This is a genomic window from Acidisarcina sp. (assembly GCA_035539175.1).
In the GTDB taxonomy this organism is placed as follows: Bacteria; Acidobacteriota; Terriglobia; order Terriglobales; family Acidobacteriaceae; genus JANXZS01.
Genome location: DATLIY010000007.1, coordinates 116,251 through 142,480, shown reverse-complemented (window position 1 = coordinate 142,480; position 26,230 = coordinate 116,251). Strand labels below are relative to the sequence as shown.

The window sequence follows — 26,230 nt, the reverse complement described above, 5'->3', positions numbered from 1 at the left end:
CTATCTCCCCGACGCCGGAACCAGAGGGTATGAGTTGGATTGCAGCAGGTGAACCGCATCCTGATAGGTTAATTCTCTTGGGACGGGTTGAAAGCCGCTCGCAGTTTCCGTGATGTGGAAGGTCAGCGTTTTGAGCATGAGGGCCTTTCCCACGAGGTCCATCTTCATGTTTACCAGTTGCCAGTTGTGATTGCCGATGTCGGCATTCTCAATGTGAATGTCGCCTCCCTTGTAGAGCCGCCCGAGGATGCCCCATCCAAAATCCACATCCTGAAAGAGGTGAGCATCGAGGCGCACCATTCGCTCCTGCGCCTGGTCAATCCACAACTCGCCTTCGATTCCGGTGGCCACGCGAGATTCCTGATCGGGAGGGACAAAGTTAGGGTTGGGTTTGAAGTGGAGCTTGATCGCCGGACCGCTGGGTGCTTGCGCCATGCCAGCGTAGGAGTAGAGAAACGCGTCGGGCATCACCTTGATGAGCTTATTGGCGCGGTCTGCGTCTTCCTTTTCCCGCCTACGCCGATGCTCCTGTATCTCTGGCTGATCGAGCAGCCGCTGTAAACGGGCGTGTTCAGCCTGCTCCTGTTCTGGAGAGAGAGGCATGTCATTGACCGCGATGAGGCGGGCGACGCTGCCTTCCCGTGTCTGTATGATCTCCTTAGTCGTGGCCCCCTTCTGATCCCTTTTATGGATCGTAAACCGGACAGGACTTGGGTTCTGTGTTCCCCGGCTCTGGTTTGCCTGCATCTCATTGGCCGCGGCGCGGCGGACGAGGGCCATAACATCGCCGGTAAAGTCGTTTTTGCTCTGTGCTGAGGTGGCCGGTGGCGCAAAGGCGGTCACCGCTAGAAATATTGTAGTAAGAAGGCGCCATAGCAGCGCTTGTACAGTTGGTCGCATCGAAGTTATATCTACCAAAATACTCGCATAGGAATTCTTCGTGGGAGAACTCACCGATCGGCTATCACAATCATTCTCCTGTTTGATTAGACGCAAGTTGTCTCGAAGAGGTTCAACCGGCAAGTATGTTGCAGTTGTGTTGTTGTAGCGACGTGTTGATGGGCGGCCACAAAGATACGCCGAGCGGGAAAACGACGGGCAAGGGCGTATCGCTGATGGTTCAAAGGGCTTCTTTCATGTGCCGGGCGATTGCGGCACGCTTCAAGTGTTTCGTATAGTTCGATTGAGTCCCAGATGGATTGAGGAGAGATAAATGATTCCAGGTGAGAACGCTGCAGCGGTGATAGGCAAATCCGTGGAAATCCGCGGAGAAGTGAAGGGCAACGAAGACCTGGTGGTTGACGGGCATATTGAGGGAACCATTACGCTCTCGGATAGCCGGCTGACCGTTGGCGCGAACGCCCGTGTACAGGCGAATGTCTCTGCACGGGATGTAATTGTGCAGGGCGTGCTTACTGGGAACATTCTTGCGACTGGCAGAGTGGAGCTTCGGCAAGGTGCAACTTTGCTGGGCGACATTCGGGCAGCTCGTCTTTCCATTGAGGAAAATGCAAACTTCACCGGCAAGGTAGACTTAGTGTCAGCACCCTCCGCAGCCAAAGTTGAGGCGCCTGTAACCTCGGCAGCGCAGGGCGCCCACTCCACCCTGCCGGTCCGCGGCTAATTGAGCGGGGACCAGCAACAGTTGCCAGCGTGCTGTCGACTGGGAAGACGGGAACGTGCTGCGTAAGATATTCCAACGAAGTCATTCTGGCGATCGCCGCTCAGAGAGCCCCACATTGCTCTCAGGTCCTCGTGTGCCTCGGCATTCGAGCGGCTGGTCCGCTATGCTGAAGCACCTGAAAGCCGAGCCAAACCTGCGCATTCTCGACATCGGCCCGACGTCTCCCTCGAATATCAACTTCCTCACCGGCCTTGGCCATAGTGTCTACATGGCGGACATTGTGCATGAAGCGATGAAGCCAGACTGGGTGAAGCCAGCGGCTGAGGGCGAAGAAGGGGCCGCTGAGCAATACGACACGGAAGCATTTCTGGCACAGAACCTTGAATTCTCAGGACGGATGTTCGATGTCGTTCTTTTATGGACAACGCTGGATTATCTGCCCGAGCCCATGATTGCTCCTGTGATCGAGAGATTCCATTCCTGCATGCAACCCGGCGGGCGGATTCTTGCACTGTTCCACACGAAGAAGGCAGGCGCGGAGACCGCGTTTTGTCGCTACCATCTTACGGATTCGGACAGTATTGAGATGCAGGAGAGCGAACACTATCCGGTGCAAAGGGTTTTTACCAACCGGGGTATCGAGAAGATATTCGAGGCGTATAGCAACTACAAATTCTTTCTCGCGAAAGATAACGTCTACGAAGTGATCATTACTCGATAGCCGGGAACTCCAGGTGGAGGGAATTTCTTTATGAGCAAGTTGCGCGGAACAGTAGTTACGTGGCTGGGACACGCTACCGTTCATGTTCTTACCGGCGGTGGAACATCTATCCTGATCGATCCGTTTATCGAGCAGAATCCCAGTTTCCCAAAGAACTATAAGCTTCCTGAAAAGCTAGACCTGATCGTGGTCACACATGGGCACTTTGACCACATCGCAGATGCGGCGACGCAGGCGAAGAAGCACAACTGCATGGTTGTGGCGATCTTTGAAGTCGCGAGCTGGCTTGCTTCCAAGGGAGTTACCCAGACGAATGGGATGAATATTGGAGGATCGGTTCGCTTCCAGGATGTGGTTCTGACGATGGTCGAAGCAAAGCATTCTTCTGGTATTCACGATGGGGATAAGACGATCTATGGCGGCGAGCCGGCGGGATTTGTGCTCACCATCGATAATGGACCCGTGCTCTATCACGCTGGAGATACCGCGGTCTTCAGTGATATGAAGCTCATCCGCGAACTGTATTCTCCTGAGGTAGCCATGCTGCCGATTGGAGGCCACTACACGATGGGACCGCGAGAGGCGGCGCTGGCTGCGAAGTATCTAGGCGCCAGGATAGTTCTGCCGATTCACTATGGAACATTTCCGCCGCTAAAGGGTACACCGAAAGAGTTGGCAGAGCATTTGAAAGATAGCGGGATTGAAGTTGCAAAGATAAAGGCCGGAGAAACCTTACAGTAGCTTGATGTATAAGAACAAACAAAGGGCAGATCGCTATTCGATCTGCCCTTTGTTCTTGGGAGCTTTTGCAGGCCCGACTACTTTACGGCTTTCGCCGCCTGTTGCTTCTTCCGTTCGGCCCAACGCCGCTTCATAGCATCCGCAATTCGTTTGCGGCCTTCTGGACTTAGCTTTCTCTTGGTTTTTCCAACCGTCTTTGCTGCTGTTGAAGAGCTGGTCACTACCTTTTTCTTCCGGCCACGGCGCCTGGGAGCCTCATTCGCAGTATCTCCCGCCAAGAGGGCTCTAACTTGCTGCAACCTGGATATCTCTTTGTCGATTTCCTGTAGGATCTCTGAAACCTGCACTCTTCCTCCTCTTAAGCCTTCTCTCGTTGCAAAGCCTAAGACTTGCCTTAACTTCACGATACGCAAAATACTCCTTCTTTGACAAATGTCAAAGAGAATAACTCGGGAGTTAGATGCTAATTGTGGAGGAAGGTGGGATATGGGAGAGCAAGAGAAATGGTATCGAGCAGGGAATTGCAGTGCAGCATCTAGCTTCTAAGGTTCCGTATCGTTGGGATCATTAAAGCCCTTGGGAGCAGGCATGGATACATTGGAAGGTTGCTCAGTTAGTTCTGGATAAGAAGAACCTAGACTTCTCACCTGGTGGCCGCTAAGGGCGGAGCGGCGCATATCTTTCAGTGTCTCCTCCTTATCGCGTGCATACTCTGTGGCCAGACGGGTTAAAGCATAAGTGACGATATCGCTGTGATGCAGACTCTGCATATCCGGATCACGGTGGAAGTTTAGCCATAGGCGATGGACAAGCTGCACGTCATCGGCCTGTAGCGTGGGTACATGCGGACCAATGTGAAATGCCTGTGCCTCGCCATCAGGGGCAACTACGTAAAAGGTGAACTGACGTTTGGGATCTGGGATCACTTCCCACGCCTGGCCGACATGAAATGCCTGGTCTTCCGCAGTCATTCGACTGGATAGTCCAGAGACTACAGCGTCGGCTTCCAGCGAGTTTGCGGTCTGAACCAGAGCTGCGAAGACATCGCCGGCAGGTACTACCAGCAGGGAGATATGCTTTCCAAAGCTCTCCGCTACGGACACGGCTTTGGTGAAGACCATCTGCTCATGTTCGCTGAATAACTGCTCGGACGCTTCGACATATTCCGGTCCGCCAACGCCCATGACGCGAGCGGTAAGAACGACGATGTCCTGCACGTCTGTGTCCGTACGTGCCAGCGCCCATTTGAGTGCAAACGGATTCGCCGCATCGCGCATGGTGACCATTACACTGCCGGTCTTTATCTTCAGCGCTTCACGGCCCACCGTGTCTTCATGCTCAAGCTGGAAGTGCTCCTTCATCTGCTGGGTAGTTATGGCATGGCGCCGTTTAATCTGCCGTTCCGAGAAGCTGAATATGCAGAAGAAGGTGGCCGCAAAAGCGACCCCGCTCACCGTAGCGACCGTCTTGGTAAAGAAGTTCACGATGGCCGTACAGACCAGAACCATGAAGACGGAGGTCAGGCCGACCGGAATTTCCAGCTTGCCGATACGGAAGTTTGGTGGCACCTTCCATCCGCGCTCGCCCTTGTACTTGTAGCGCAGGACGAGCATTGCCAGGCTGTTGAACGTAAAGCTCCAGATGACGCCAAAGGCGTACGCTTCGCCCAGGGTGATGACATTGCCCCGGCTGGCTATGATCGTGAAAAGTTGGAGGAGCGCAACCATGTTCACGATGCGGTAGCTGGTGCCATAGCGCTTCTGCGGTTTACGGAACCAGTCCGTAAGAACGCCATCCTCTGCTACCCGCATCAATACGCCGGTCGAGCCAATCATGGAGGTATTGATCGCGCCAGAGAGGATGAGGAATCCAACAACAACGACAAAGACGCGGAAGGCAATCCGCAATACCTGCGGGCCTACCATATACATCGCCATTCCAGCGATCAGGTTATCGCGATAGATGGGCACGCGAACCGCGTCGGGAATCAGCATTACGGCGAGCATCGATGCCATGCCGGTGAACACGAGGCTGTAGATCGCGATCACAATCGCGGCACGCTTGAGATTCTTCAGCTTGGGGTGTTCGATTTCACGGTTGACCTGGGCAAGGGACTCCTCGCCGCTCATCGCCAGGACGGAGTGGCCAAAGGCCATGATGACGCCGAAGAGGCCGAGAGCTCCGGCGGCCTTCGTATGCCGAAAGAGACCAAGGGCGTCACTGCTGAAATGCAGATGAGATGGAGTGGGGAATGGAGGGAGTTTTGCGCCAAGGTGGATGGCGGAATAAATGCCCCAGACGAGAAGGATGACGACCATGACGGTCGTGATCTTCATAGCTTCCATCGCCCGGTCGCTGGATTCTTCAATGCCCTTGATGTTCTGCCACCAGTAAAAGATGGTCACCGCCGCTGCCAGCACAGCAGAGGTTCCATTCATGGGCAGTTGCGTTGCCTGTTGGTTCGCGTTTAGAAGAGCATGGGGCAACCACCCATGCATCGCGCTTACCGACATCATTTCATTGAGCAGGCCCGTAATATACTGTCCGGCAGACACGCCGGATATTGGTCCCGTAAGGATGTAGTCAAACATCAGGGCGGAGACGCTGAGCTTAGCAAAGGTTCCGCCAAGTGCTTCTTTGACCACGCGGTAAACGCCGCCGCGCGTGAACATGGAACAACTCTCCACATAAACGGCTCGCACCGCGAAGGAGAAGAGCATAACTCCGAGGATGAACCAGGGGGCGGACTTGCCGACGGCTTCTTCCGAAATGCCTCCGGCGTAGAAAGCGGAGGAGCCCAGATCATTGAGGACGATAGCTGCGGCTCGCCAGAAGGAGATGAAGGTGAGCATCACCGAGGACGCCACTACCAGCCGTACACGATTTGAAGGAGCCTGGGTGGTAGTTTGATCCATGGATAAGGTTTGTTTCAAAGCTAGCTAATCGAAGATTCTGTAACTGTTTGCCGCCCAGGGCTGAGTGTATGTCTGAATTTCGATGCAGTCAACAACGTCTTTGGTGTGGAGGGCGGTCATTCTTGTCCAAAGAGTTCCACGAGGTCCTCAACAAAACTGATGACGACAACGATGGACGAGCCAGCCATTCCAATAAAAAAGGTGATGGTTAGTACATGCATCGCGAAGTGGAGGAGTTCCTGTAGCATGATGCTGAATTGTAACCTGAAGAGAGGCACGTGGAACGAATTATGATGCGACGGAGAATGGTAGACTCTGCCCGATGAATACGCTCAAGAATCTGCCTTGGGTCCATGCAGTCCTGTCCGCGTTTCTTCTCTTGCTGCCGTTTCCGATCGCCGGGCCAGTGCCCTGGTGGCGTACGGTCTTTGGCTGGGCGGCGCTGGTACCGCTGATTTTTGCGTTGCTGCATGGCAATCGTGTGGCCGAGCCGCATTATCTGCGCCGTAGCGCGCTGCTTGCATACCTTACGGGTGTGCTTTGGTATCTGGGGAATTGCTACTGGATCTACCAGACGATGTTCTACTACGGTGGAATTTCAGCGGCTGCTTCCGCGGCGATTCTACTGGGATACAGCCTTGTTCTCGGGCTTTACTTCGCGCTATTTGGATTTTTTATCGCGCTCATGCGCAAAAGCTTTGGCCGGAACCTGCCAGCCTTGCTGGCGGTTCCCATATTCTGGGTGGCGCTGGAGTTTGCCGCGTCCCGCATCACCAGTGTTCCGTGGGACCAACTGGGCTACTCACAGGTAGAGAACTACTGGCTGACCCGGATTGCAACCATCACAGGCGTGTATGGACTATCTTTCCTGCTGGCATCCGTTAGTGCGCTGCTGGCGGCGGCGCTTCTGGCGGGCACTCGCAAACTCCAGCTACAGCTTGGCGTTGTGGGGTTGCTGCTTGCAGTCTGCCTGCAGATGGGGCATTTCTTCCCCCCGCCTCAGCAGCCTACGCAGGCAACCGCCGTTCTCATGCAGCCTAACTTGAGCGTAAAGAGCAATCAGGACTGGGTAGGCGCAGACTATGACGCGCATGCCCAGGCTTTTTCAGCCTTGAGCAAGCAAACCTGCGGCACCTATATCGCCGGGATGCCGGAGACGGGTGCGCCATCGATCGAGGTTCCCTGTACGCAACCTGCGAAATTACCAGCGGTGATCGTCTGGCCGGAAGCACCTACTGCATTTCGAGATATAGATCCGCGCTTTCAGGACGTGATGCGCCGGCTTGCAACGGAGACCGGCGCTTCGGTGATTGCCGGAATTATAGGGATCGATGTAAAGCCGGAGAGCTACCAGATATTTAACTCGGCACAGATAGTTGCGCCCAGCGGACAGTTTGTCGGGCGCTATGACAAGATTCACCTGGTACCGTTTGGCGAGTACGTGCCCTTCAAGAATCTGCTCACGTTCGCGGGCCACCTGACCCGGAATGTCTCTGACTTTGGGCGCGGGGAGTATCGCAAGGTCTTTCGCACCAGCGGGCACCGCTACGGAGTCTTTATCTGCTACGAATCGATCTTTGCCGACGAGGTACGCCAGTTTGCGGTGAATGGAGCCGAGGTCTTCGTGAACATCTCCGATGACGGATGGTATGGAGACACCAGCGCTCCCTGGCAGCACCTCAACATGGCGCGCATGCGTGCCATTGAAAACCGGCGCTGGATCCTTCGCGATACCAATAACGGCACGACAACCATCATCGATCCCTATGGCCGGTTGACGGTAAGCATCCCGCGGAATCAGCAGAGTTCGCTCTATGGCAGCTATGGGTTCCGTGACGACCTGACCTTCTATTCGACCCATGGCGACATCTTTGCAATCCTGTGTGCCATAATCGCGATAGTGGCAACGGCACGGGCGGGGAAGTTGTTGTACATTCGCCGCCGCCAGATTCTTCTTGAAAAGACAGGTCTCCTTACGTGATGACAATCAACGAACTCGAATTCGCCTACACCCAGGTGAGCGAAAAAGTTCGCGACCTGCGGGAGTATCTTTGACCCCGCACGACAGCGCAGCGAGCTAGCTTCCGTCGAGGCGAAGCTCTCGGACCCCGGCCTCTGGTCCAATCCCGCACTCTCTCAACCACTTATGCGTGATCGCAAGCGACTGGAGTCGCGTCTGGCGGATGCCGCCGAGTTGACGCGGCGAACCGGCGACATCGAGGCATACTTCGAACTGGCACGGGAGGGCGAGCCTGTCGAGGCGGACCTGGAGCGTGAGATCCACGCACTCGGCGAGTTTGTCGACGAGCTGGAATCGCGCACCATGCTCTCTCAGGAGACCGATCCTCTGAATGCGATTGTCACGGTGCATCCCGGTGCGGGCGGCACGGAGTCGCAGGACTGGGCCGAGATGCTGATGCGAATGTATCTGCGATGGGCAGAGCGTCAAGGCTTCAAGACAGAGGTCAACGACTACCAGGATGGGGAGGAAGCCGGCATCAAGTCGGCAACGTTCACGATCACGGGAGAGAATTCCTACGGGATGCTATGCGGAGAGATAGGGGTTCACCGGCTCGTTCGCATTTCCCCGTTTGACCAGGCCAAGCGGAGGCATACCTCGTTTGCCAGCGTCTATGTATCGCCGGAGATTGATGACTCGATCGAGATCGATATCAAGAGCGAAGACCTGCGTGTGGATACCTACCGCTCCGGCGGCAAGGGCGGCCAGCATGTGAACACCACGGACTCGGCCGTCCGCATCACCCACTTGCCGACAAATATCGTGGTGCAGTGCCAGAACGAGCGTTCGCAGCATAAGAATCGCGAACGGGCCATGAAGATGCTGCGTTCGCGCCTGTACGAATATGAGCTGGAAAAGAAGCGGGCAGTGACCAAGCAGGTGGAAGACGCCAAGCTCGAAATTAATTTTGGTTCGCAGATCCGCTCCTACGTCCTCCAGCCCTATCGCATCGCAAAGGATCACCGGACGAAGGTGGAAGTGGGCGATGTGGATCGCGTATTGGATGGCTATCTGGAGCCTTTTATTCGCGGATATCTGCTGATGCGGCGGCAGGGCGGCGTGCCTGCGGCGGTCGAAGCGGGTGACGATCTGGATGACTAGATCCAGCATCTCAAGGGGTTTGAGCTTGAGCCACTGGGAGGCAACTGACAGATGAACGAGCCAGAGACGATCGAAGAGATTCTACGGAACACCAAAACCATTGCCGTCATCGGATTGTCTGACAAGGCTGACCGCCCAAGCTTTGGAGTTTCCCGCTACATGCAGCAGCAAGGCTATCGCATTGTTCCGGTGAACCCCGCAGCCACGCAGATTCTTGGGGAGACCTGCTATCCCACGCTGGAGGATGCATGCCGGGCCGTCGGAAAGATTGACCTGGTGGATGTATTTCGCGCTTCAGCGTTTGTTCCGGAGATTGTGAAAGATGTAATGCGGCTCAAAATTCCGTATCTGTGGCTGCAGGAAGGTGTGTGCCACGACGAGGCTGCGGGATGGGCCGAGGCTGACGGCATCAAAGTGGTGATGGACCGCTGTATCTTCAGGGAACACGCCCGTATTTACGGTTGATCGGCTCACATTGCACCTGCCAGGCCTATCCTGCGTAGCTTCGATGCGATGCCGATTCCGGTTAGAATAGAAGGCGAAAGCTTTCGGGCGGGACCACTCTTCATGAAGGCACCCTTGCTTAGAATATGGATCGTTGTCGCCATGCTTGCCACTATGGGAGCGGCGATGCTTCACGCTGCGCCCGTGAGTGCTCCCCATCTGACGGTGGAGTTGCTGACGCCAACTCCAGCTATTGCGTCGCCGGGATCCTTCGAGGCGGGTCTGTATTTCAAGCTGGAGAAGGGGTGGCACATTTACTGGGTCAATGCTGGCGACTCGGGACTTCCGCCGACCGTGAAGTGGAACCTGCCGCCGGGATTCTCCGCGAGCCCCATCCAGTTTCCGACGCCTGGCCGTTTGCCGCTCGGACCCTACATGGATTACGGCTACGAGAACGAGGTGTTATTCCCAATCCCCATGAAGGTGAAGACGGCGCTGAAGCCAGGTCAGCATGAGCCGCTGGCCGCGAAGGTGGATTGGCTGGTGTGCCGTGAGGTCTGCATTCCGGGAAAGGCGAATGTATCGCTCGATATTGCAGGGAGCGCAACCACTCCTCCGCCGGTCAATCCGGATGTGGCTGCGTTGTTCGATCGCCTGAGCAAGACCCTGCCGCAACCGCTTCCCGCGTCATGGCAGGTCCGATTCGCGCCCACTGCGACCGGCTTTCGCATGGCGGTGATTACAGGGAAGAGAGAGTCGGGGGCGCAATTCTTTCCGCTTCATCGGGATGAAATCAGTAATCCCGCTCCGGAGCCGGTTCAGTCACTACCTGACGGATTGCTGATCGACCTGAAGAAGGACGAAGATCTGAAGAAGGATCCAGACCGGCTTCGCGGTCTGATCGTGCTGGACGGCGTCGGCTACCTGGTAAATGCCCAGCAGGGAACCGTGCCCACCGCGCCGATGGCGGCTCCCAGGGCGAGCGCAGGTATGGTGCTGCGGATTGCAGGGCTGGCAATGCTGGGCGGACTGCTGCTGAACCTGATGCCATGCGTCTTCCCGGTGCTGTTTCTGAAGGGTCTGGCGCTGGTACAGTCTTCCACAGAAGATCGCCACCGTATGCGGATGCATGGGATGGTCTATGCCCTCGGCATCCTGGTGTCATTCTGGGCTGTGGTTGCCGCGCTATTGCTGCTTCGTGCAGGTGGACGGCAACTGGGCTGGGGATTTCAATTTCAGTCGCCCGTTTTTGTGGCCCTGATGGCAATGCTGCTGTTCTTCCTTGGCCTGTCGCTCGCAGGACAATTTGAGATCGGCCTGACGCTCACGAGTGCTGGCAGCTCCCTGGCGAAGCGCAGCGGATACACGGGGAGCTTCTTTACCGGAGTGCTGGCGATGGTGGTCGCTACTCCGTGCACGGCTCCGTTTATGGGCGTGGCTATCGGTTTTGCGCTGGCCCAACCTGCGGGAGTTACGTTCCTTATCTTTACGGCGGTCGCGCTTGGCCTGGCGTTGCCTTACCTCCTGTTGACGTTCAATCCGGCATGGACGCGGCTTTTGCCTCGGCCCGGGGCATGGATGGAAGTCTTGAAGCAGGCAACCGCCATTCCGGTATTCGGCACCGTGATCTGGCTGGTGTGGGTGTTTACGCAGTCGGCTGGTGTAAATGCGCTGATCGGCCTGCTGGCTGCGCTCCTGATGCTGGCGGTTGCGGGGTGGATCGTAGGCCGATGGCCGGCAAAGCGGATGGCTTCTGTCTTCGCAATCGTGGTCGCGGCAATCGCCGTGGCTATCCCGGTCTATGCCGTGCGTACCGCGTCTCCAATACAAACGACGGCAAAGTCCGGCGACCTTACATGGGAGCCTTTCACTCCGGCGGCCGTGGAGAAGTATCGCGCACTTGGCAAGCCGGTCTTCGTGGACTTTACCGCGAGCTGGTGTCTGAGCTGCCAGGTAAACGAACACGTGGTGCTCGACCGGAGCGACGTGCAGCAGCGCTTGAAGCAGAGTGGAATGGTGCTGCTACGCGCGGACTGGACGCAGCACGATGGGATGATTGCGCAGACGCTGGCGCAACTGGGCCGCAGCGGAGTGCCGACGTATGCCATCTATCCGGCATCGGCGACTGAACCGCCTCGCCTGCTTCCCGAGGTGCTGACCGCAGGCATCGTTATCGATGCGTTGAATGGTCTTCAGCGGCAGTAACTACTCCTCACGCTTGTGCTTTGCAGCGCGGATCCGCTTGATCTCAGCCATCCGCTGCGCCAGCAGCTTCTCCCGGCCTTCCTGCGTCGGGTGATAGTAGCTGCGTCCCAGCAGGCTTTCCGGCAGGCAGTCCATATCCGCAACGCGGCCCTCTTCGTCATGCGCATATCTGTAGCCTTTGCCGTAGTCGAGGGACTTCATCAGGCTGGTCGGCGCGTTTCTAAGGTGAAGGGGAACGGGTTCGGCGCGCGTCGCCTCAATATCGCTGCGAACCGCACCGTAGGCGGTGTAGACCGCGTTCGACTTTGGAGCCAGCGCCAGGTAGACGACTGCCTGCGCAAGCGCGAGATCTCCTTCCGGCGAACCAAGAAAATCCATGGCATCGCGTGCGGAGAGAGTCAGGTTCAGCGCTTCCGGTGAGGCAAGGCCAATGTCCTCCACCGCCATACGAACTACGCGCCGGGCAATGTACATGGGGTCTTCGCCGCCTTGCAGCATGCGGCCCAGCCAATAGAGAGCAGCATCGGCATCGCTGTTCCGCACAGACTTATGCAGGGCAGAGATGAGGTTGTAATGCTCCTCGCCATGCTTGTCGTAAAGTAGAACCCGCTGCTGCAGCGCTTCCCCGGCAATAGCCTTGGTGATCCGGCCATCGCTGGACATGCGTGCGGCCATCTCCAGCGCGTTATATGCGTTGCGCGCGTCCCCGCTGGAGTAGTCGGCGATCATGGCGAGAGCATCCGCATCGGCTTCGAGGTGCAACGAGCCAAGACCGCGGGTCTCGTCTTTCAGAGCGCGTTCCAGCAGCAGGATCAACTGAGGCTGGGTGAGCGGGTGCAGCGTGAAGACCCGACAGCGCGATAGCAAGGCGGCGATCACTTCAAACGAAGGATTCTCCGTCGTCGCACCGATGAGGCGAATGGTTCCCCGCTCAACGTAGGGAAGAAACGCATCCTGCTGAGCTTTGTTGAAGCGGTGAATCTCGTCGATGAAGAGGATGGTGCGCGAGCCGTAGGCTGCGGCCTTTTCGGCGTCCACCATCACCTGCTTGATCTCCTTGATGCCGCTGAGGACGGCGGAGAACTCGATAAAGCTGGCCTTGGTGGTTTCGGCAATGATCTTGGCAAGCGTGGTCTTTCCAACGCCGGGAGGCCCCCAGAAGATCATCGACGCAGCATCGTCGCGTTCAATCTGGACCCGTAATGGCTTGCCTGGAGCCAGCAGGTGCTCCTGCCCGACGTACTCGTCGAGCGTGCGCGGGCGCATGCGCTCGGCAAGGGGAGCGGCCTGGCTTCTGTCGTGGGCGCTCAGATCGGGCGTTTGATCGAAGAGACTCATGGCCGTGTGAGCTCCCGCGAGGCAAGAGCGGTGGAGAGCAAGCTTCGCTGACGAGACGCCTCATAGAGCACGATGCTGGCCGCGACGGCGGCGTTTAGCGATTCCACCGGTCCGTCACAGGGAATGGTGACGGCTGCATCTGCCTTCTCGAGCAGCGATTGTGACAGCCCGCCGCCCTCATTGCCGATCAGCAGGGCGCAGGGCTGGTTCAGGTTCATCTCCCGCAGAGGGGTGCCCCCATTGACGGTAGTGGCCAGCAGAAGAAGGCGATGCTGCCGCAGCAGGGCCACGGCGTCTCCCTCGCCCATGGCGAACACTGGCAGGCGGAAGGCCGATCCGGAAGAGGCGCGAAGGGCCTTCGGATTCCATTGGCTGACGGTGCCGGGCAAAGCGAGAATGCCGGTTGCGCCAAACGCTTCCGCGGAGCGCAGCAGCGTCCCCATATTGCCGGGATCCTGCAGCCCGGCAGCGACGAGGATCAGGGGCTGGCGGCGAAAGAGATCCTGGGGATCGAAGTGGGGAGGGAGAGCAAGCGCCGCGACTCCCTGGGGGGATTCGGTGGTAAGCGCACTGGCAAAAACCTCCGGCGGAAGCGCAAGAACTTCGGTCTCCGACGCAAGCGGTAGGGTATCCAGCAACGGTTCGCTGCCCTGGCGGAGAAAGACCGTGGTGACCTTCAATCCGCTGCGCAGGGCCTCTTCGACCAGGTGCAAACCTTCCAGAGCGACGGGGTCCTGGGAGCTGCGAGGGCCGCGGGAGAGAGCGGCACGCAGTTCTTTCACCCGGCTATTCTGCCGGCTCTGTACAATGCGAATACGCGTCTGGTTTCGAGCCGTCTGCATCAGTGCGATTCTACCTTGTGTTCCTGCATGGAGTTGCAGGGTGCTCGAGCGGTATGATAGTTTCCGGCTTCGCCAAACGTTTACCTTACCCAGTACGGAGAGACCTTGTCTGCGGAAATCCTGCGCGTCCATCCCGATGAACCTGAAGCGAAGCACGTGGAATACATCGTTTCCTGCCTGAGGAGCGGCAAGGTGGTTGGGATGCCCACCGATACTTTTTACGGTCTTGCGGTGGACCCGGTGAATCTGCAGGCGGTGGAGCGAATTTACCAGATCAAAGGGCGTCTGCGTCACAAGCCGCTCTCTTTGCTGCTGGCCAGCGTAGCCCAGGCTTTTGAGCTGGCGCGCGAGATTGATGCCAACTTTGACCGGTTGGCGGAGCGCTTCTGGCCCGGACCGTTGACGATTATCGTAAAGGCAGGATCGCGCCTGCCTCTGCGCAGCACAGCGAATACGGGAAATGTGGCGCTACGCGTACCAGACTGCGCCATTCCTCGGGCGGTGGTGGAGGCGTTCGGATTGCCCATCACTGCGACGGCAGCCAATCTCCGAGGCATGCCGGAGTGCACGAACGCGAGTGGAGTTCGAGATCAGATTGGCGGGCGGATTCCATTGATCGTGGATGGCGGCCCCACCGGCCGCGCTGTCCCGACGACAATCGTCGATCTTACGGGAGACGGAGACTCCTGGCAGATTTTGCGTGAAGGGGCCATCCCCACCCACGAGGTTGTGATGGCATTGCAGCGCTAACCATGATCGTTCCGGATACAAATCTACGAGGCGCAAGAAAGCCGGGGAGATCTCTGCTGCGATGGCTCCTGCCAACTGCAGTGTTTGTTGCGTTGGGTTGGTTTGCATGGGTCTACTCGCAGATTCAATACTTTGCCGAGCACGATGAGGCCCGGACCGCCGACGCCATTGCGGTCTTCGGTGCGGCGGAGTATGACGGCAGGCCCTCACCGGTCCTGCGGGCCCGTCTGGATCACGCTCTCTCGCTCTACGAGCAGGGAATTGCGCCATTAGTGATTACGCTCGGCGGTGCGGGAGACGAAGTGCACTCGGAGGGCGGCGTGGGCCATGATTATCTGCTGGCGCACGGCGTACCGGAGAGCCAGATCATCGCGGAGACGCAGAGCGTCAATACCGGACAGCAGGCGCGCAGGCTGGCGGTGATCGCCCGCGCGAATCACCTGCGGCGCATCGTCATCGTGAGCGATGGAACCCATCTCTTCCGGATTCATGAGCTATGCGCGGCAGAGGGGCTCGAGGTGTACACCTCTCCGCGGCCGCCGGGCAAAAGCATCAGCGGATATGACTCAGCGGAGCGGATGCTCCACGAGATGATGAGCTATGCGGCGTGGCGGCTGCATATCCACTGGCTTACCGGGGCAACGATCTAGAGGTACACAGAGGCGAGCAGTCCCGCCGATGCGGCAGCGGCCAGGGTTGAGGAGAAGTTGACCGCATCGTTGTTCAGCCATCCCCATCGCTCCAGCGTGGCCCCCAGCAGGCTGTCGACAAACAATCCAAAGTTGGCGCCAGCAAAGGCGAGGATGGCGGCGAGTGGCGAGAGGTGGAGCACCGCCAGCGACACCAGCACAACTATCCCGGCCCCGGCAGCCCCAGCCATCGTTCCCGCAATGCTGATGGCGCCGTCCGTTCCCGGTGGAACCCGCCTGCCGGTGGTGATCATCCGTGGCTGGCCGGACAGGGCCTGCCCCATCTCCGAGGAGACGGTATCGGCTGCGGCCTCCGCCAGCGCAGCAACGATGGCGGGAAGCACTGCTGCTCCGCAGAAAAAGCAGGGCAGGACCGACGGGAGCCAGTCGTGCGCCGAAGCAAGTGGCAAGACCGATGCGGCAACACCGACATTGGCGGCGATCTGCGAGGCTGCTCTGCCGCGGCGGGCTTCGGCGAGACCCCGTTTTTCCTTGCGCTCCCGACGGAATCGGGTTGCCACGTGGGTAAGAAGGAAGACCGCGAGCATCGGGACCAGAGGGGAGCGCCACCAGATCTGACCGGAGATAGACAGTGACAAAGCGAGGAGAGCGCCGGTACATGCCGCCATAGGGGTGACGGCATGCAGAATCCAGGCTGCCAGCGCCAGCGCGCAACATATCCCCACGGAAAGGGCAAAGTGGGGGAAGCCCGCCGGTGCATGGGCGACCACAAGAATCCAGAAAGCAGCCAGCGACAGGGTGGTAGCCAGGATTGCAGTAGATTGCCAGACGAGGATTGGCGCGCGTTCCATCGCGACCGGAGCGGGTTGTTCAGGTAGGGTCATCTTCGCGATCTGGAGCCAGTCTCGGCCTCGAGTGCCTTTCGTGATTTACAATCATGCTTCGAGAGTCAATTTCAGTTCTGCCGTTCTGGTAAGAGTAGCGAAGTACGGCGTTTCCTGGCGGATAAACCGCGCGCCCTGGTACCTGGATACAGCCGCGGCGGGAGTTCCTGGAAGGACTGGAAGTTTAAGTGAGGTATTCACGAGTGTTGAGTCTGACAGGGCCGAAGCGCCCTTGGTGGGCAGCCGGTGGGTTGCTGATGCTGGCCGCAGTTTGCGGCTGTGGAAGTACCTATCGCCCGGTGGTAGTCCCGATCAACCCGACCGGCCCGGCCCCGCAACCTGCCACGCTGGTGGTGGCGCTCTCCCAGCAGAATGCTCCCGGTGCTGTTCCCGACCCTAAGACCCCTGGAGTTGCGACTATTCTGAATTTTTCAGGAGATAGCATCCTCGCCCAGGCGTTTACGGGACCCGGCCCCATCGGCCTTGCTTTAAGCCCAAGCGGGGGGGAGGCCTATACCTTGAACCACGACCAGACGATCAGCTCCTTTCCGGTAACCGCGAGCCTGATGACGAAGAACGTGAACGTGACCACGTTGCTGGCAAGCACGACCCCGGCTAACGTGTTGTCCACGGGAAACGCTGTCTTCCTGTCCGACTCCGCGACGAACCAGGTGGATTTCCTGACCGGAAGCCCGGTCGCCCTGAAGCAGGCAATTCCTGTGGAGATGGGGCCGGTGACGGTGGTGGGGAACTCTGGCGCTCAGCGGGTGTACTCGATCAATCAGATGGTGGCGCCGGGAGTCTGCGACACACCATCGCAGAGCGTGAACGGGAAGGTGGACGCGATTGAGGAGTCTACCAACACGGTTTCAGGTGAAATTACGGTTGGCGCCTGCCCAGTGTATGGAGTGGCCTCTTCCGACAATCGTCGCGTGTTTATCCTCAACCGCGGCAGCGGAACAGTGTCGGTAATCGACGGCCAGACAAACCAGCTCAATGCGGCGACATGGGGTCCGGATCACCAGCCCTGCCCCTATAACTGCCAGACGATCTCCGTTGGCGCAGGTCCGGTGTACGCGCAGATCTACCAGAAGGCCAGCATCCTGGTGACCGCGAACTACGATTCGAATACGGTCAGCTTTATCGACATCTCCACCGACGTGTATGGCAATAATTCGTCCACCTTCGGCAGGGTGCTCGCCACGGTTCCGGTGGGCCATCATCCTGCGACGGTGGCTGTGCTGCAGGACGGCACGCGAGCCTATACCGCCAACCAGGGAGATGGCACGGTCAGCGTGGTCGATATGACCAGCTTCACGGTGAAGAAGACGATTACGGTGATGAGTCAGCCGCGCTCCGTGGCGGCAGTATCGAATGCCTTGATTGGGAAGGTGTACGTAACCTCGCCCACCAGTTCTCAGATAATCGTCATTCGTACGGATACGGACACGATCTCGGCGTCAGTGGATTTGCCGGGCTGGGTCGTGGATCTCCGCACAGGTGGTCAGGTCGCAGGAGGCAGCAATTCGATCAACGCCAGCCGCATCGTTGGTTCCGGAACCCCCTAGAGCACGAGTCAAGCCATGAAGACGAGGCTGGACAAGCTGCTGGTGGCGCGGGGAGTTATCGCGACACGAGAACGCGCCCAGGCAATGATCCTTGCCGGGCGCGTTCTCGTGAACGAGCAGAAGATCGAAAAGCCAGGAGCACCAGTATCCGAGGATGCGGTGTTTCGGCTGCTGGGCGAAGATCTGCGCTATGTGAGCCGGGGCGGGCTCAAGCTCGAAGCGGCGCTCGCGCACTGGAAGATCGACCTGAACGATCGTTTTTGCCTGGATGTCGGAGCCTCGACCGGAGGCTTTACCGACTGCATGTTGCAGCATGGTGCGCGGCGGGTGCTCGCGGTCGATACCGGGTATGGGCAGATAGCCCAAAAGCTGCGATCCGATGCGCGCGTGGAGTTGATGGAGCGTACCAACGCGAGGCTTCTCCAGCCCGGGGGACTGCCTGCAGGCATCACCTTTCTCTCGATGGACGTATCCTTCATCTCGGCCACTTTGGTGCTTCCCTCAGTGATCCCCGCGATCCTGAGTGGCCCGTCATCCGCACTGGAAGCGGTGGTGCTGGTGAAGCCGCAGTTTGAGGCTGGCAGGGAGCATATCGGCAAGGGCGGTATCGTGCGAGATCCTGCCGCACATCAGTTGGCAATCCACCGCGTTCGCCAATGCGTCGATGAGCTTGGCGGCGAGGCTATTGAGATCATCGATTCTCCCATCACAGGGGCAGAGGGCAACAAGGAGTTTCTGTTGCACGCATGTTTTGCGAATGGGTGACCCTGCCCGCAGCGAAGAGCGTGCTCCCTCCGTTACACTGTAGTTCTCATGAGACCCGTTGCGATTATCTCCAAGCCGCAAAAGGAAGAACTGTCCACCCTGATCCCCGAGTTGATCTTATGGTTGAAGGCTCATGGCCTCACTCCCATTCTCGATCCGGTGAGCGGCAACTACACGCAGGAAGCGCGCATCCTGCCGCGGTACGAAATGCCCGCCGAACATCCGGAGCTGGTAGTGGTGCTGGGGGGAGACGGGACACTCCTGGCGGCTGCACGAGTCTTTGCCAAGTCGAACACCCCCATCCTCAGCGTCAATCTTGGCTCCCTTGGCTTTTTGACCGAGGTACGGCTGGGGGATTTGTACTCCACGCTGGAGGGCTGGTACAACGACTGCTGCACGGTGGAATCGCGAGCCATGATTCACGCCGAGCTGTTTCGCCACGGCAAGCTGGACCAGTCCCATGAGGCTCTGAATGACGTAGTGGTCTCCAAGGGCGCGATCGCGCGCATGGGTGACTTCACGATCAAGCTCTTCGATCAGGTGGCGGCCACCTTCAGGGCGGATGGAGTGATCGTTTCCACGCCGACCGGCTCGACAGCCTACACCCTTTCGGCGCACGGCCCTATCCTCGTCCCCAATGTGGATGCGATGGTTGTCACTCCGGTGTGCCCGCACCTGCTGACGATTCGGCCGATTGTGGTGCGAGGGGATTCGGAGATCACGATCAATATCGAAGGTGTGCCGGACCAGACTTTCCTGACGATCGATGGCCAGGAGGCCATTCAGCTCCGTGTTGGCGACGAACTTCGTTGCCGCCGCTCCGACTTTAGTGTGAAGCTCGTTCGATTAGGCGCCACCGGCTTCTTCGACGTGCTGCGGTCGAAGCTGAAGTGGGGCGAGCGATAGAAGTGGCAAATAGGCGGAGAACCATTCGAGGCCTCCGCCTCAGCTATCGCCTGCTGCGCGGAGCTACTTCAACTCGCGGTCAAAAAACTCCGCCATAAAGGTGTGTGCCTCCTTCGTCTCCGGAAGGCGGGGATCATTCCAGAAGGCATGAGGCAGCGCCTCAAAGACGATGAGGCGTGCGTCCACCCCGGAGCGAAGGAAGGCACGATGCAGGATGGTTGTGCCGCTGAGCAGCATATCGCGTCCGCTGGTGATGAAAAGCGTCGGGGGAAGGCCATGCAGGTCCGCGTAGAGCGGAGATAGCACCGGATCTTTAAGGTCGGTGTTTCCAGAATATTGCTCCCGCGACTGCATCGACGCCTGCGGCGGGTCCAGATGGCCGGAAAAGCCGTTCAGCGCATAGAGAGCCTGAGAGTCGCCCGGCTGTGTGAAGTCTCCCATTCCGGAAAAGATGCCGAGGGCTCCGGGGAGTGGGAGACCAAGTTGCCGCAGGCGGATTGCAACCTCCCCTGTAAGAATGGCGCCTGCAGAGGTTCCGTAGAGTCCGATCTTTTCCGGCCTATAGGTCTTCAACAGTTCCTTATATACCGCAACTGTATCCTCGACCGCAGCGGGGAACTGGTGCTCCGGCGACAATCGATAGAGCACCGCAACCACCTTGGTCTGCGAGAGATTAGCGATGGGGATCGTTTCACTCAGGGAACCTGAATCCGCATTGAAGCCGCCGCCATGCACGTTGATCAGGACTCGGTCCTGCTTGCTCTGGGGCGTGGTCAGCGGGGTAATCACCCGCGTGGGTACGCCAGCGATGGTTTGCGAAGTGATGTTGACCGGGTAGAGCGCACGGAAGGCCGCACCCGCGCGCGCCTGCCATTCGTCTGTTCCGCGGCGGCGGTCCGCAAGCGATGTCGGAACCGAAGCGTCCGACGCGGGTTCCGCCAAGCGTTTCTGAGCTTCGGAGCTCACCGTTGTGGGCACCGGTATGATCCGCGTGACGTGGGCCGTGCCATCGCTGGAGATGACGCTGGTATCCGAGAAGGGGATGGGCTTAGCATGCTGCGCCATGCACGAGGCGCTGAGAAAAACAACGCCCGCGAAGGCCATCGCCCCCCATGCATTCGAATACCTTCCGTTGTCCTTCATCCCGATCTCCTCTCTCCCGATGACTTGTCCCCATTCCGTACTTACTCTACCGCCTAGGGCCACAATTCTGAAGCGAATCGTAGTGAGAGGTTCCCGTGTGATGGGTGGCCTTTGTGCTGCGGGCAAAGGCAGCTTACCATCGTAGAAAACTATCTGCGTCGATGGGCGTATGAGGAGTGAATGTCCGCAAATCCTGAATTGCACAAGATCAAGCTGGTCCCTGAATATGCATCAACGGTGGATACGAATTGAGGGGCCATCGATCGATGACGTCACCGAGTCTGATGCAAAACCGCTTGCGTGATCCAGGCTTCCTGCTCGCGCTGGTTGCCGCACTTCTGGCATTCGTGGTTCAGTCCGGAGAGTTGGGCACAGCCGACACGATGCATCGGCTGCAATCGACTCATGCGTTCTGGACGTCAGAGCCGCCGGTGTTTCCAAGCGAATATCCCGAATTCGGAGTGCACGGCAGAGGAGGTACTCTGCAAAGCTGGTATGGCATTGGGCAGTCCTTGCTGATGCTTCCCGCCGATGTAATTGGCACTTACGTGGCGCAGCTTCCCGTGTTTTCCAGCTATGACGGCAATGATCCAGGTGTGCGAAACATCCTCGTCAGTTACAGCACAAATATGCTTATCGCTGTTCTGACTGCGCTGCTTTGTTTCCGTTTTCTGCGGCAATTGAAGTTCAAGACGAGCCATGCGGCTGCGGGAGTTCTGGCTCTGTTGTTCGCAACGACGCACCTCCACTACACGCAGAACATGATGGAGAACAACTACATCTTTCTGCTCACGCTGGCCGGATTGTCCTATCAGTATGAATGGGTTTTGAGCGGAAACCGGCGCGCTCTCTTCCTCGGTTCGGCTGCTTTCGGACTCAATTTGTTGACGCGGCTCACCACTGGCATGGATCTGCTCGCCGGGGGACTCTTCGTGTTGCTGGCGATGCGCATGGAAGGGGTTCGCGGGAAAGATCTTCGCCACCGGAGCCTTATCTATGCAATGACGGCGGTTCCTATCTACGCGGTCTTTGGATTGATCGACCGCCTGTACCAGTACTACCGCTTCGGGTCGTTCTTTCACACTTACGTGAGCATGGTGGCAATGGAGGCACGGCAGCGGAATCCATCGCTGCCGGCGAACTATCCATTTGAGACTCCGCTGCACGTCGGCCTTTTCGGGGCGCTCTTCTCGCCGGAGAAGTCGATATTTCTCTTCGATCCTTTGCTGGTTCTCATGATTCTGCTCGCCGTCGTGAGTTGGAAGCGGTTCAGCCCTGCGGTGAAGGCATACCTCATCATGGCAGCGTTTCTGCTGGCGGAGTATCTCGCGTTCTATTCGCGATACACCGTATGGAGCGGCGACTTTGCGTGGGGAGATCGCTATGTCTCTACAACGGTGGAGTTCGCTGCGCTGCTCGCTGTTCCTCTGCTCCTCAACTATCGGCGCGAGCTGGGCAGGCTGGTCTGGACCTCGGGGATAGTGCTTGTCTGCATCAGCATTTTGATCCAGATCGCATCGCTGGCATTCTGGCTGCCGTTGGAGATTTACCAGATGGAAACGCTGGGGCATCCAACATGGGTGATCGCGTTGCGCTTCCGGAATATTGCCGCCTTCGCATTGGGGAAGATGAATGCCTGGGGCCTGACGAATCACGCCATGACAGAGGATCCATGGGACTATGTGCACATCACGACATGGAATTTTCTGCCCTTCCTGTTGCGGCGAGTGGGAGAAGCTCCTGCCTGGGCGGTGCACGCTGCTTTTGCCATCTGGAGCGCGGCGCTGGCTGCTTTAGCGAGTGTTCTCTGGCGGCTTCGCAAAGTGGTGGCAACTTCCTAGATAACGTGGAAAGGCGTTCAACCAATTCCATTCGAGACGCATCTCTATTCCCAACGATCGTCATAAACACGCCAAAATACAGGAAACGGTTGTGGCTTTTCACCTCACTATGGCATAGTCCCGCCTTACCGAAGGATGCCGGCAGGCTGCTTGAAGGAATCTACGAGACAACGACAGGAGAGGTACTATGGCTGACGTCTCAGAGAGAAGAATCTATCCCGCACACGGCGACCCGATTCGAGTCGTGCCACTGCATCAACCGCAGAATGTCATCGACGCGAAGGCCGCGCCAGCAGTACCACCGCACCTGACCTATCGCAATGGCCCGCTGATCGCCAACGTGGAGGTGTTCACGATCTTTTGGGGAGGCGGATGGCAGACGGCACCAGCCAGCGATTTACTGCCAAAGATCAATAGCTTTTTCACCGACATCCTTACCAGCCCGCTCATCGATCAATTAGGGGAGTACAGCGTTCCTGCTTATACGATCGGTCACGGAAAGTTGGCCGGTTCCATCTCCATTGCCAAGCCGGCTCTGCATAAATCCGTCACAGACACAGCGATTCAGCACTTTCTTCAACATGAAATCGCGACGACGGCTGCGATTCCTCAGCCCGGTCCTAACGTGCTGTACTTCATTTACGTGCAACCCGGCGTAACCGTAGTGCAGGGAGGGAGCGCCTCCTGCCAGGCATTCTGCGGCTATCACAACGACATCTCGGGACAGGTGTTCTATGCGGTGATGCCGTATCCCAGTTGCTCCGGCTGCACTGGAGGCCTGGACGTATTCGCGGCTCTGACCTCTACCAGCTCCCATGAGCTATGTGAGGCGATTACAGATCCGATCCCGGGCCAGGGTTGGTATGACGATAGCAATGGAGAGATCGGCGACATCTGCGCATGGACGACAAAGACCGTTGGCGCATACACCGTGCAGTTGGAGTGGTCCAACAGCGCGGGAAAATGTATTTAGGATTTGACCTGCTCGCGACGGAGCGCAACGCCCGAGTGTAACGAGACTGCCTTAGCAGAGGGCGTCCGCTAAATTACATGCGCTGACGCGCTGCTGCTTACTCGTGGCGCAGTGCCGCGATCGGATCCATGCGCGCTGCTCGAATTGCGGGGATCATTCCTGATATAACGCCAACCAATGCGAGAATCAGGAAAGAGGCAACCATGATTCCGAGAGGCGTCCGCAGCACGAGGTCGCCCTCATGATTGCTCGTCTTGTACATTGCCGAGTAGAGCGGCATTGGCGGGACGAGGTGGGCCACAAGAACAGCAAGTACGGCACCGGCAAGCCCGGCGACAATAGTCAGGGTGAGGCTTTCTACTAGAAACTGACGCAGGATGTCCTGCTTGCGCGCGCCCAGCGCCTTCATCAAGCCGATCTCACGGGTGCGTTCCGTGACGCTTACCAGCATGATATTCATGACCCCGACACCGCCCACGCCCAACGTAAGCGCACCGATGACTCCGAGCAGAACTTCCAGCGCGGTGGAGAATTGAAGGATCTGCTGCGCATCTTCGACGGTGTCCCAATCCGGGGCGGCTTTATCGTCGTGAGGATCGAAGTGATGCTTTTCGGCCAACACCGCGCGCACCTGGCCCAGTGCCTGCTTGTGCAACTCCGGCGAAACGGCTTGGAAGACGATCATGTCGGGATCGCGTTGATGGCGCAGATCACGCATGGCGTCGAAGGGGATAAATGCATTTTCGTTGTCGGGGCCATTGTTGGAGGAGTCCTGAATCTTGAGCGCCAGGATTCCGATGACCTGAAAGGAATGGCCTTCGATGGATACCTGCTCCCCAACGGCGGGTAATCCGGAGAAGAGCTTTGTCGCGGCATGCGGGCCGAAGATAACGACATTTCGATGCTGGGTAAAATCATCTGGCTCAAAGTAGCGGCCTTCGGCCACTTTCAATCGCCGCATGGTGCCATACGTATACTCCACCGCCTTCGACGAGATGTTGACCACGCGAGTTCGATATTTGAAGGAGAGGTTGTCATCGGTCTCGGGGCTGACGGCCTTTACCAGTGGAGCGCCATCCTCGATTGCGGCGATGTCCTCGTACTTTAACTTGACCTTCTTTCCTGAGCGTTGTCCCCCGGCTTGCATGCTGGTCTGCCCGCCCCACACCATTTCGACATTGTTGCCAATGCCGAGAAAGGCTGTGAGGATGCCGCTGCCAAGGCTGCGTCCATAGCTGAGCAGAAGGACGACGGTCACCAGTCCCCAGATGATTCCAAGCATCGTCAGCCCGGAGCGCAGGCGATTGCGCAGGAGCGACTGCAAACTCTGCCGTATCATTTCGCGCAATCCCATGCCGTCTCCTCTATTCGTCGCGTAAGCATTCAATTGGACTCAGCGACGCAGCCCGCCGTGCAGGATAGGTGCCCGCCGTCAGCGTGATGAGCGACAGGGTTAGCAGCGAAAGAAAAACGGCAATGGGAGAAATGACCGGGTGCGGAACAAAATCCGGCAGGGGAATAAAGCGCATCAGGATCGCGATACCAACTCCACCGGCGAAGCCAAGCGCGCCGCTGATCAGCGTGATGGTTGCGGACTCGGCAAGGAATTGTCTCTTGATATCGCGTGCCGTGGCCCCCAGTGCCTTGCGCACCCCGATCTCCCTGGTTCTCTCCGTGACGACGACAAGCATAATGTTCATCACGCCAATTCCTCCCAGGCACAGAGTCAACAGGGCTACTGCGCCAAAGAAGAGGGTCATCACGCTAAAGATTCGCTCCAGCAGCTTCGCGCCTTCGAGTGTGTCCCAGATGAAGAGAGCATCCTTGTCGGTGGGCTCAAAGTGATGGCGAACGGCGAGAATACGATAGAGCTGGGCAATCGCCTCCTCGTGCCTTTCAGGACTTATGGGCTCGATAACGAGATTACTGATTCCTCCACGGATCACTCCCGGGCCATCTTCGGGAGGGAAGTCACGCGCCATGGATGTATACGGTACGAATAGCTGCGAGTTATCCGGGCCGCTTCCGTAGCTGCCGTTCTGTTGCTTCTTCGTCAGAACGCCGATGACCGTGTAGGGAAGTCCCTGCATGAGAAGTTCCTGGCCGACCGCGGAGATGGAGCCGGGAAAGAGTTGATCTTTCGATTCCGCTCCAAGGATCACGACTCGGTATCCGTTGTCTTCGTCGGATTGTGTCATCAGCCGTCCGCTGCTTACGCTGAGAGAGCGAAAGCGCTGATACCCCGGCCACACACCGCGAACGGCGCGGTTGGCCGCATTCCAGAGGCTTACTTGCGATACGTTCCGCCGCAGCTCGGGGCTGACTGTCTTAATGAGGAAGCCCTCGCGCTGGACGGCGCGCGCATCGTCGATGGTCAGGCGAATATCACGGCCTGCGGCATATCCGCCGGCCTGCGCACCAGTCTTGCCACCCCACACAATTGCGATGTCGGTGCCGATAGACCGCATGCGGTGCTTCTGATCTACGTTGAAGCCGATGCCCAGCCCGACAAGAAGAATGACGGAGGCGATTCCCCATGCAATACCGAACATGGTGAGGAAGCTCCGCAGCTTTTGCTCCCACAGGGCGCGCACCGTCTGGTTCAGAATTTCAAGTATCGGCATTGTGTTGACTACGTCCCGGATACAAATTCAGGGCTCTCACCTCCTCTATACGATGCGAATCAGGCTTTGGTTCCTCTGTTCGGAGCAACCGGCGGCGCAGGATGCAAGGCGCACTTCGTATTCATTTCACAGGGGATTTGGACTATAAATGCCGTGTTCCAATTTTTCTTCTCTG

The 26,230-nt window shown here is 58.0% G+C and carries 22 protein-coding genes and 1 pseudogene; 14 read left to right on the top strand and 9 right to left on the bottom strand.

Translation table 11 applies throughout. From position 1 onward, the window contains the following. A complete protein-coding gene (locus tag VM554_03285) occupies nt 1–900 on the bottom strand; it encodes a hypothetical protein (GenBank protein HVJ07379.1) in 900 nt (299 codons plus the stop codon). Between the two features lie 313 nt (nt 901–1,213). Here VM554_03285 and VM554_03280 point away from each other — a divergent pair, with 313 nt between their 5' ends. The 3 genes from VM554_03280 to VM554_03270 all read left to right on the top strand — a co-directional run bounded on the left by VM554_03280 (nt 1,214) and on the right by VM554_03270 (nt 3,086). Continuing rightward, a complete protein-coding gene (locus VM554_03280; GenBank protein HVJ07378.1) occupies nt 1,214–1,624 on the top strand; it encodes a polymer-forming cytoskeletal protein in 411 nt (136 codons plus the stop codon). A 163-nt stretch (nt 1,625–1,787) separates the two neighbouring features. Next, nucleotides 1,788–2,345 (top strand): methyltransferase domain-containing protein, encoded by a 558-nt coding sequence (locus VM554_03275; GenBank protein HVJ07377.1) that lies wholly within the window; start codon nt 1,788–1,790, stop codon nt 2,343–2,345. 30 nt (nt 2,346–2,375) lie between these two features. Next, on the top strand, nt 2,376–3,086 hold the full coding sequence (locus VM554_03270; protein ID HVJ07376.1) for a metal-dependent hydrolase: 711 nt from the start codon (nt 2,376–2,378) through the stop codon (nt 3,084–3,086). A 77-nt stretch (nt 3,087–3,163) separates the two neighbouring features. Here VM554_03270 and VM554_03265 read toward each other — a convergent pair whose 3' ends face one another. Together VM554_03265 and VM554_03260 are read right to left on the bottom strand one after the other, a co-directional pair. Then, complete coding sequence (locus tag VM554_03265; protein ID HVJ07375.1) at nt 3,164–3,499, bottom strand: hypothetical protein; 336 nt, start codon at nt 3,497–3,499, stop codon at nt 3,164–3,166. A 129-nt stretch (nt 3,500–3,628) separates the two neighbouring features. Next, complete coding sequence (locus VM554_03260) at nt 3,629–6,001, bottom strand: APC family permease (GenBank protein HVJ07374.1); 2,373 nt, start codon at nt 5,999–6,001, stop codon at nt 3,629–3,631. A gap of 322 nt (nt 6,002–6,323) precedes the next feature. Between VM554_03260 and lnt the strand changes: the two genes are divergently transcribed. The 4 genes and pseudogenes from lnt (at nt 6,324) to VM554_03240 (ending at nt 11,771) form a co-directional block, all read left to right on the top strand. Beyond that, nucleotides 6,324–7,982 (top strand): apolipoprotein N-acyltransferase, encoded by a 1,659-nt coding sequence (lnt, locus tag VM554_03255; protein HVJ07373.1) that lies wholly within the window; start codon nt 6,324–6,326, stop codon nt 7,980–7,982. A 57-nt stretch (nt 7,983–8,039) separates the two neighbouring features. After that, a pseudogene (gene prfB / locus VM554_03250) lies at nt 8,040–9,122 on the top strand (peptide chain release factor 2). Nucleotides 9,123–9,173: 51 nt separating this feature from the next. Beyond that, nucleotides 9,174–9,587, top strand: a complete 414-nt coding sequence (locus VM554_03245) for a CoA-binding protein (protein ID HVJ07372.1) — start codon at nt 9,174–9,176, stop codon at nt 9,585–9,587. 114 nt (nt 9,588–9,701) lie between these two features. Then, nucleotides 9,702–11,771, top strand: coding sequence for a thioredoxin family protein (locus tag VM554_03240; GenBank protein ID HVJ07371.1), 2,070 nt, complete (start codon nt 9,702–9,704; stop codon nt 11,769–11,771). Here the strand turns inward: VM554_03240 and VM554_03235 are convergent, their stop codons facing one another. After that, a complete protein-coding gene (locus VM554_03235; GenBank protein ID HVJ07370.1) occupies nt 11,772–13,109 on the bottom strand; it encodes a replication-associated recombination protein A in 1,338 nt (445 codons plus the stop codon). Continuing rightward, nucleotides 13,106–13,951, bottom strand: coding sequence for an RNA methyltransferase (locus VM554_03230; GenBank protein HVJ07369.1), 846 nt, complete (start codon nt 13,949–13,951; stop codon nt 13,106–13,108). Before VM554_03230 ends, VM554_03235 begins: the two co-directional genes overlap by 4 nt. Before the next feature lie 105 nt (nt 13,952–14,056). Here VM554_03230 and VM554_03225 point away from each other — a divergent pair, with 105 nt between their 5' ends. Both VM554_03225 and VM554_03220 read left to right on the top strand, forming a co-directional pair. Then, nucleotides 14,057–14,701, top strand: coding sequence for an L-threonylcarbamoyladenylate synthase (locus tag VM554_03225; GenBank protein ID HVJ07368.1), 645 nt, complete (start codon nt 14,057–14,059; stop codon nt 14,699–14,701). Between the two features lie 2 nt (nt 14,702–14,703). After that, complete coding sequence (locus VM554_03220; GenBank protein ID HVJ07367.1) at nt 14,704–15,351, top strand: YdcF family protein; 648 nt, start codon at nt 14,704–14,706, stop codon at nt 15,349–15,351. Here the strand turns inward: VM554_03220 and VM554_03215 are convergent. Beyond that, nucleotides 15,348–16,235, bottom strand: a complete 888-nt coding sequence (locus tag VM554_03215) for a DUF92 domain-containing protein (protein HVJ07366.1) — start codon at nt 16,233–16,235, stop codon at nt 15,348–15,350. The genes VM554_03220 and VM554_03215 overlap by 4 nt on opposite strands. 203 nt (nt 16,236–16,438) lie before the next feature. Between VM554_03215 and VM554_03210 the strand changes: the two genes are divergently transcribed. From VM554_03210 to VM554_03200, 3 genes are read left to right on the top strand one after another with little or no spacing between them, the layout of a single operon-like run. Then, nucleotides 16,439–17,803 carry a YncE family protein gene (locus VM554_03210; GenBank protein ID HVJ07365.1) on the top strand — a complete coding sequence of 455 codons (1,365 nt, stop codon included), beginning with the start codon at nt 16,439–16,441 and terminating at the stop codon, nt 17,801–17,803. 15 nt (nt 17,804–17,818) lie between these two features. Further along, on the top strand, nt 17,819–18,568 hold the full coding sequence (locus tag VM554_03205; protein HVJ07364.1) for a TlyA family RNA methyltransferase: 750 nt from the start codon (nt 17,819–17,821) through the stop codon (nt 18,566–18,568). Nucleotides 18,569–18,616: 48 nt separating this feature from the next. Further along, complete coding sequence (locus VM554_03200; protein HVJ07363.1) at nt 18,617–19,474, top strand: NAD(+)/NADH kinase; 858 nt, start codon at nt 18,617–18,619, stop codon at nt 19,472–19,474. A 63-nt stretch (nt 19,475–19,537) separates the two neighbouring features. Here the strand turns inward: VM554_03200 and VM554_03195 are convergent, their stop codons facing one another. Continuing rightward, the gene (locus VM554_03195) at nt 19,538–20,617 is read right to left on the bottom strand and encodes an alpha/beta hydrolase (GenBank protein ID HVJ07362.1); all 1,080 of its coding nucleotides are present in this window, start codon (nt 20,615–20,617) and stop codon (nt 19,538–19,540) included. Nucleotides 20,618–20,883: 266 nt separating this feature from the next. Between VM554_03195 and VM554_03190 the strand changes: the two genes are divergently transcribed. Further along, on the top strand, nt 20,884–22,458 hold the full coding sequence (locus VM554_03190) for a hypothetical protein (protein ID HVJ07361.1): 1,575 nt from the start codon (nt 20,884–20,886) through the stop codon (nt 22,456–22,458). 187 nt (nt 22,459–22,645) lie between these two features. After that, nucleotides 22,646–23,431 (top strand): hypothetical protein, encoded by a 786-nt coding sequence (locus VM554_03185; GenBank protein HVJ07360.1) that lies wholly within the window; start codon nt 22,646–22,648, stop codon nt 23,429–23,431. A gap of 97 nt (nt 23,432–23,528) precedes the next feature. On the opposite strand, the gene VM554_03180 is transcribed toward VM554_03185, so the two are convergent. After that, nucleotides 23,529–24,785: an ABC transporter permease gene (locus tag VM554_03180; protein HVJ07359.1), complete on the bottom strand. Its 1,257-nt coding sequence runs from the start codon at nt 24,783–24,785 to the stop codon at nt 23,529–23,531. 10 nt (nt 24,786–24,795) lie between these two features. Continuing rightward, nucleotides 24,796–26,055, bottom strand: a complete 1,260-nt coding sequence (locus VM554_03175; GenBank protein ID HVJ07358.1) for an ABC transporter permease — start codon at nt 26,053–26,055, stop codon at nt 24,796–24,798. Nucleotides 26,056–26,230 lie beyond the last annotated feature (175 nt).

Excerpts from the sequence above, each read along its gene's own strand:
- VM554_03180 (HVJ07359.1), bottom strand. The coding sequence starts at position 24,785 with ATGGGATTGCGCGAAATGATACGGCAGAGTTTGCAGTCGCTCCTGCGC.
- lnt (HVJ07373.1), top strand. The coding sequence starts at position 6,324 with ATGAATACGCTCAAGAATCTGCCTTGGGTCCATGCAGTCCTGTCCGCG.
- VM554_03195 (HVJ07362.1), bottom strand. The coding sequence starts at position 20,617 with ATGAAGGACAACGGAAGGTATTCGAATGCATGGGGGGCGATGGCCTTC.
- VM554_03230 (HVJ07369.1), bottom strand. The coding sequence starts at position 13,951 with ATGCAGACGGCTCGAAACCAGACGCGTATTCGCATTGTACAGAGCCGG.
- VM554_03215 (HVJ07366.1), bottom strand. The coding sequence starts at position 16,235 with ATGACCCTACCTGAACAACCCGCTCCGGTCGCGATGGAACGCGCGCCA.
- VM554_03205 (HVJ07364.1), top strand. The coding sequence starts at position 17,819 with ATGAAGACGAGGCTGGACAAGCTGCTGGTGGCGCGGGGAGTTATCGCG.
- VM554_03270 (HVJ07376.1), top strand. The coding sequence starts at position 2,376 with ATGAGCAAGTTGCGCGGAACAGTAGTTACGTGGCTGGGACACGCTACC.
- VM554_03235 (HVJ07370.1), bottom strand. The coding sequence starts at position 13,109 with ATGAGTCTCTTCGATCAAACGCCCGATCTGAGCGCCCACGACAGAAGC.
- VM554_03245 (HVJ07372.1), top strand. The coding sequence starts at position 9,174 with ATGAACGAGCCAGAGACGATCGAAGAGATTCTACGGAACACCAAAACC.
- VM554_03260 (HVJ07374.1), bottom strand. The coding sequence starts at position 6,001 with ATGGATCAAACTACCACCCAGGCTCCTTCAAATCGTGTACGGCTGGTA.
- VM554_03220 (HVJ07367.1), top strand. The coding sequence starts at position 14,704 with ATGATCGTTCCGGATACAAATCTACGAGGCGCAAGAAAGCCGGGGAGA.
- VM554_03185 (HVJ07360.1), top strand. The coding sequence starts at position 22,646 with ATGGCTGACGTCTCAGAGAGAAGAATCTATCCCGCACACGGCGACCCG.
- VM554_03275 (HVJ07377.1), top strand. The coding sequence starts at position 1,788 with ATGCTGAAGCACCTGAAAGCCGAGCCAAACCTGCGCATTCTCGACATC.
- VM554_03175 (HVJ07358.1), bottom strand. The coding sequence starts at position 26,055 with ATGCCGATACTTGAAATTCTGAACCAGACGGTGCGCGCCCTGTGGGAG.
- VM554_03280 (HVJ07378.1), top strand. The coding sequence starts at position 1,214 with ATGATTCCAGGTGAGAACGCTGCAGCGGTGATAGGCAAATCCGTGGAA.
- VM554_03190 (HVJ07361.1), top strand. The coding sequence starts at position 20,884 with ATGACGTCACCGAGTCTGATGCAAAACCGCTTGCGTGATCCAGGCTTC.
- VM554_03285 (HVJ07379.1), bottom strand. The coding sequence starts at position 900 with ATGCGACCAACTGTACAAGCGCTGCTATGGCGCCTTCTTACTACAATA.
- VM554_03200 (HVJ07363.1), top strand. The coding sequence starts at position 18,617 with ATGAGACCCGTTGCGATTATCTCCAAGCCGCAAAAGGAAGAACTGTCC.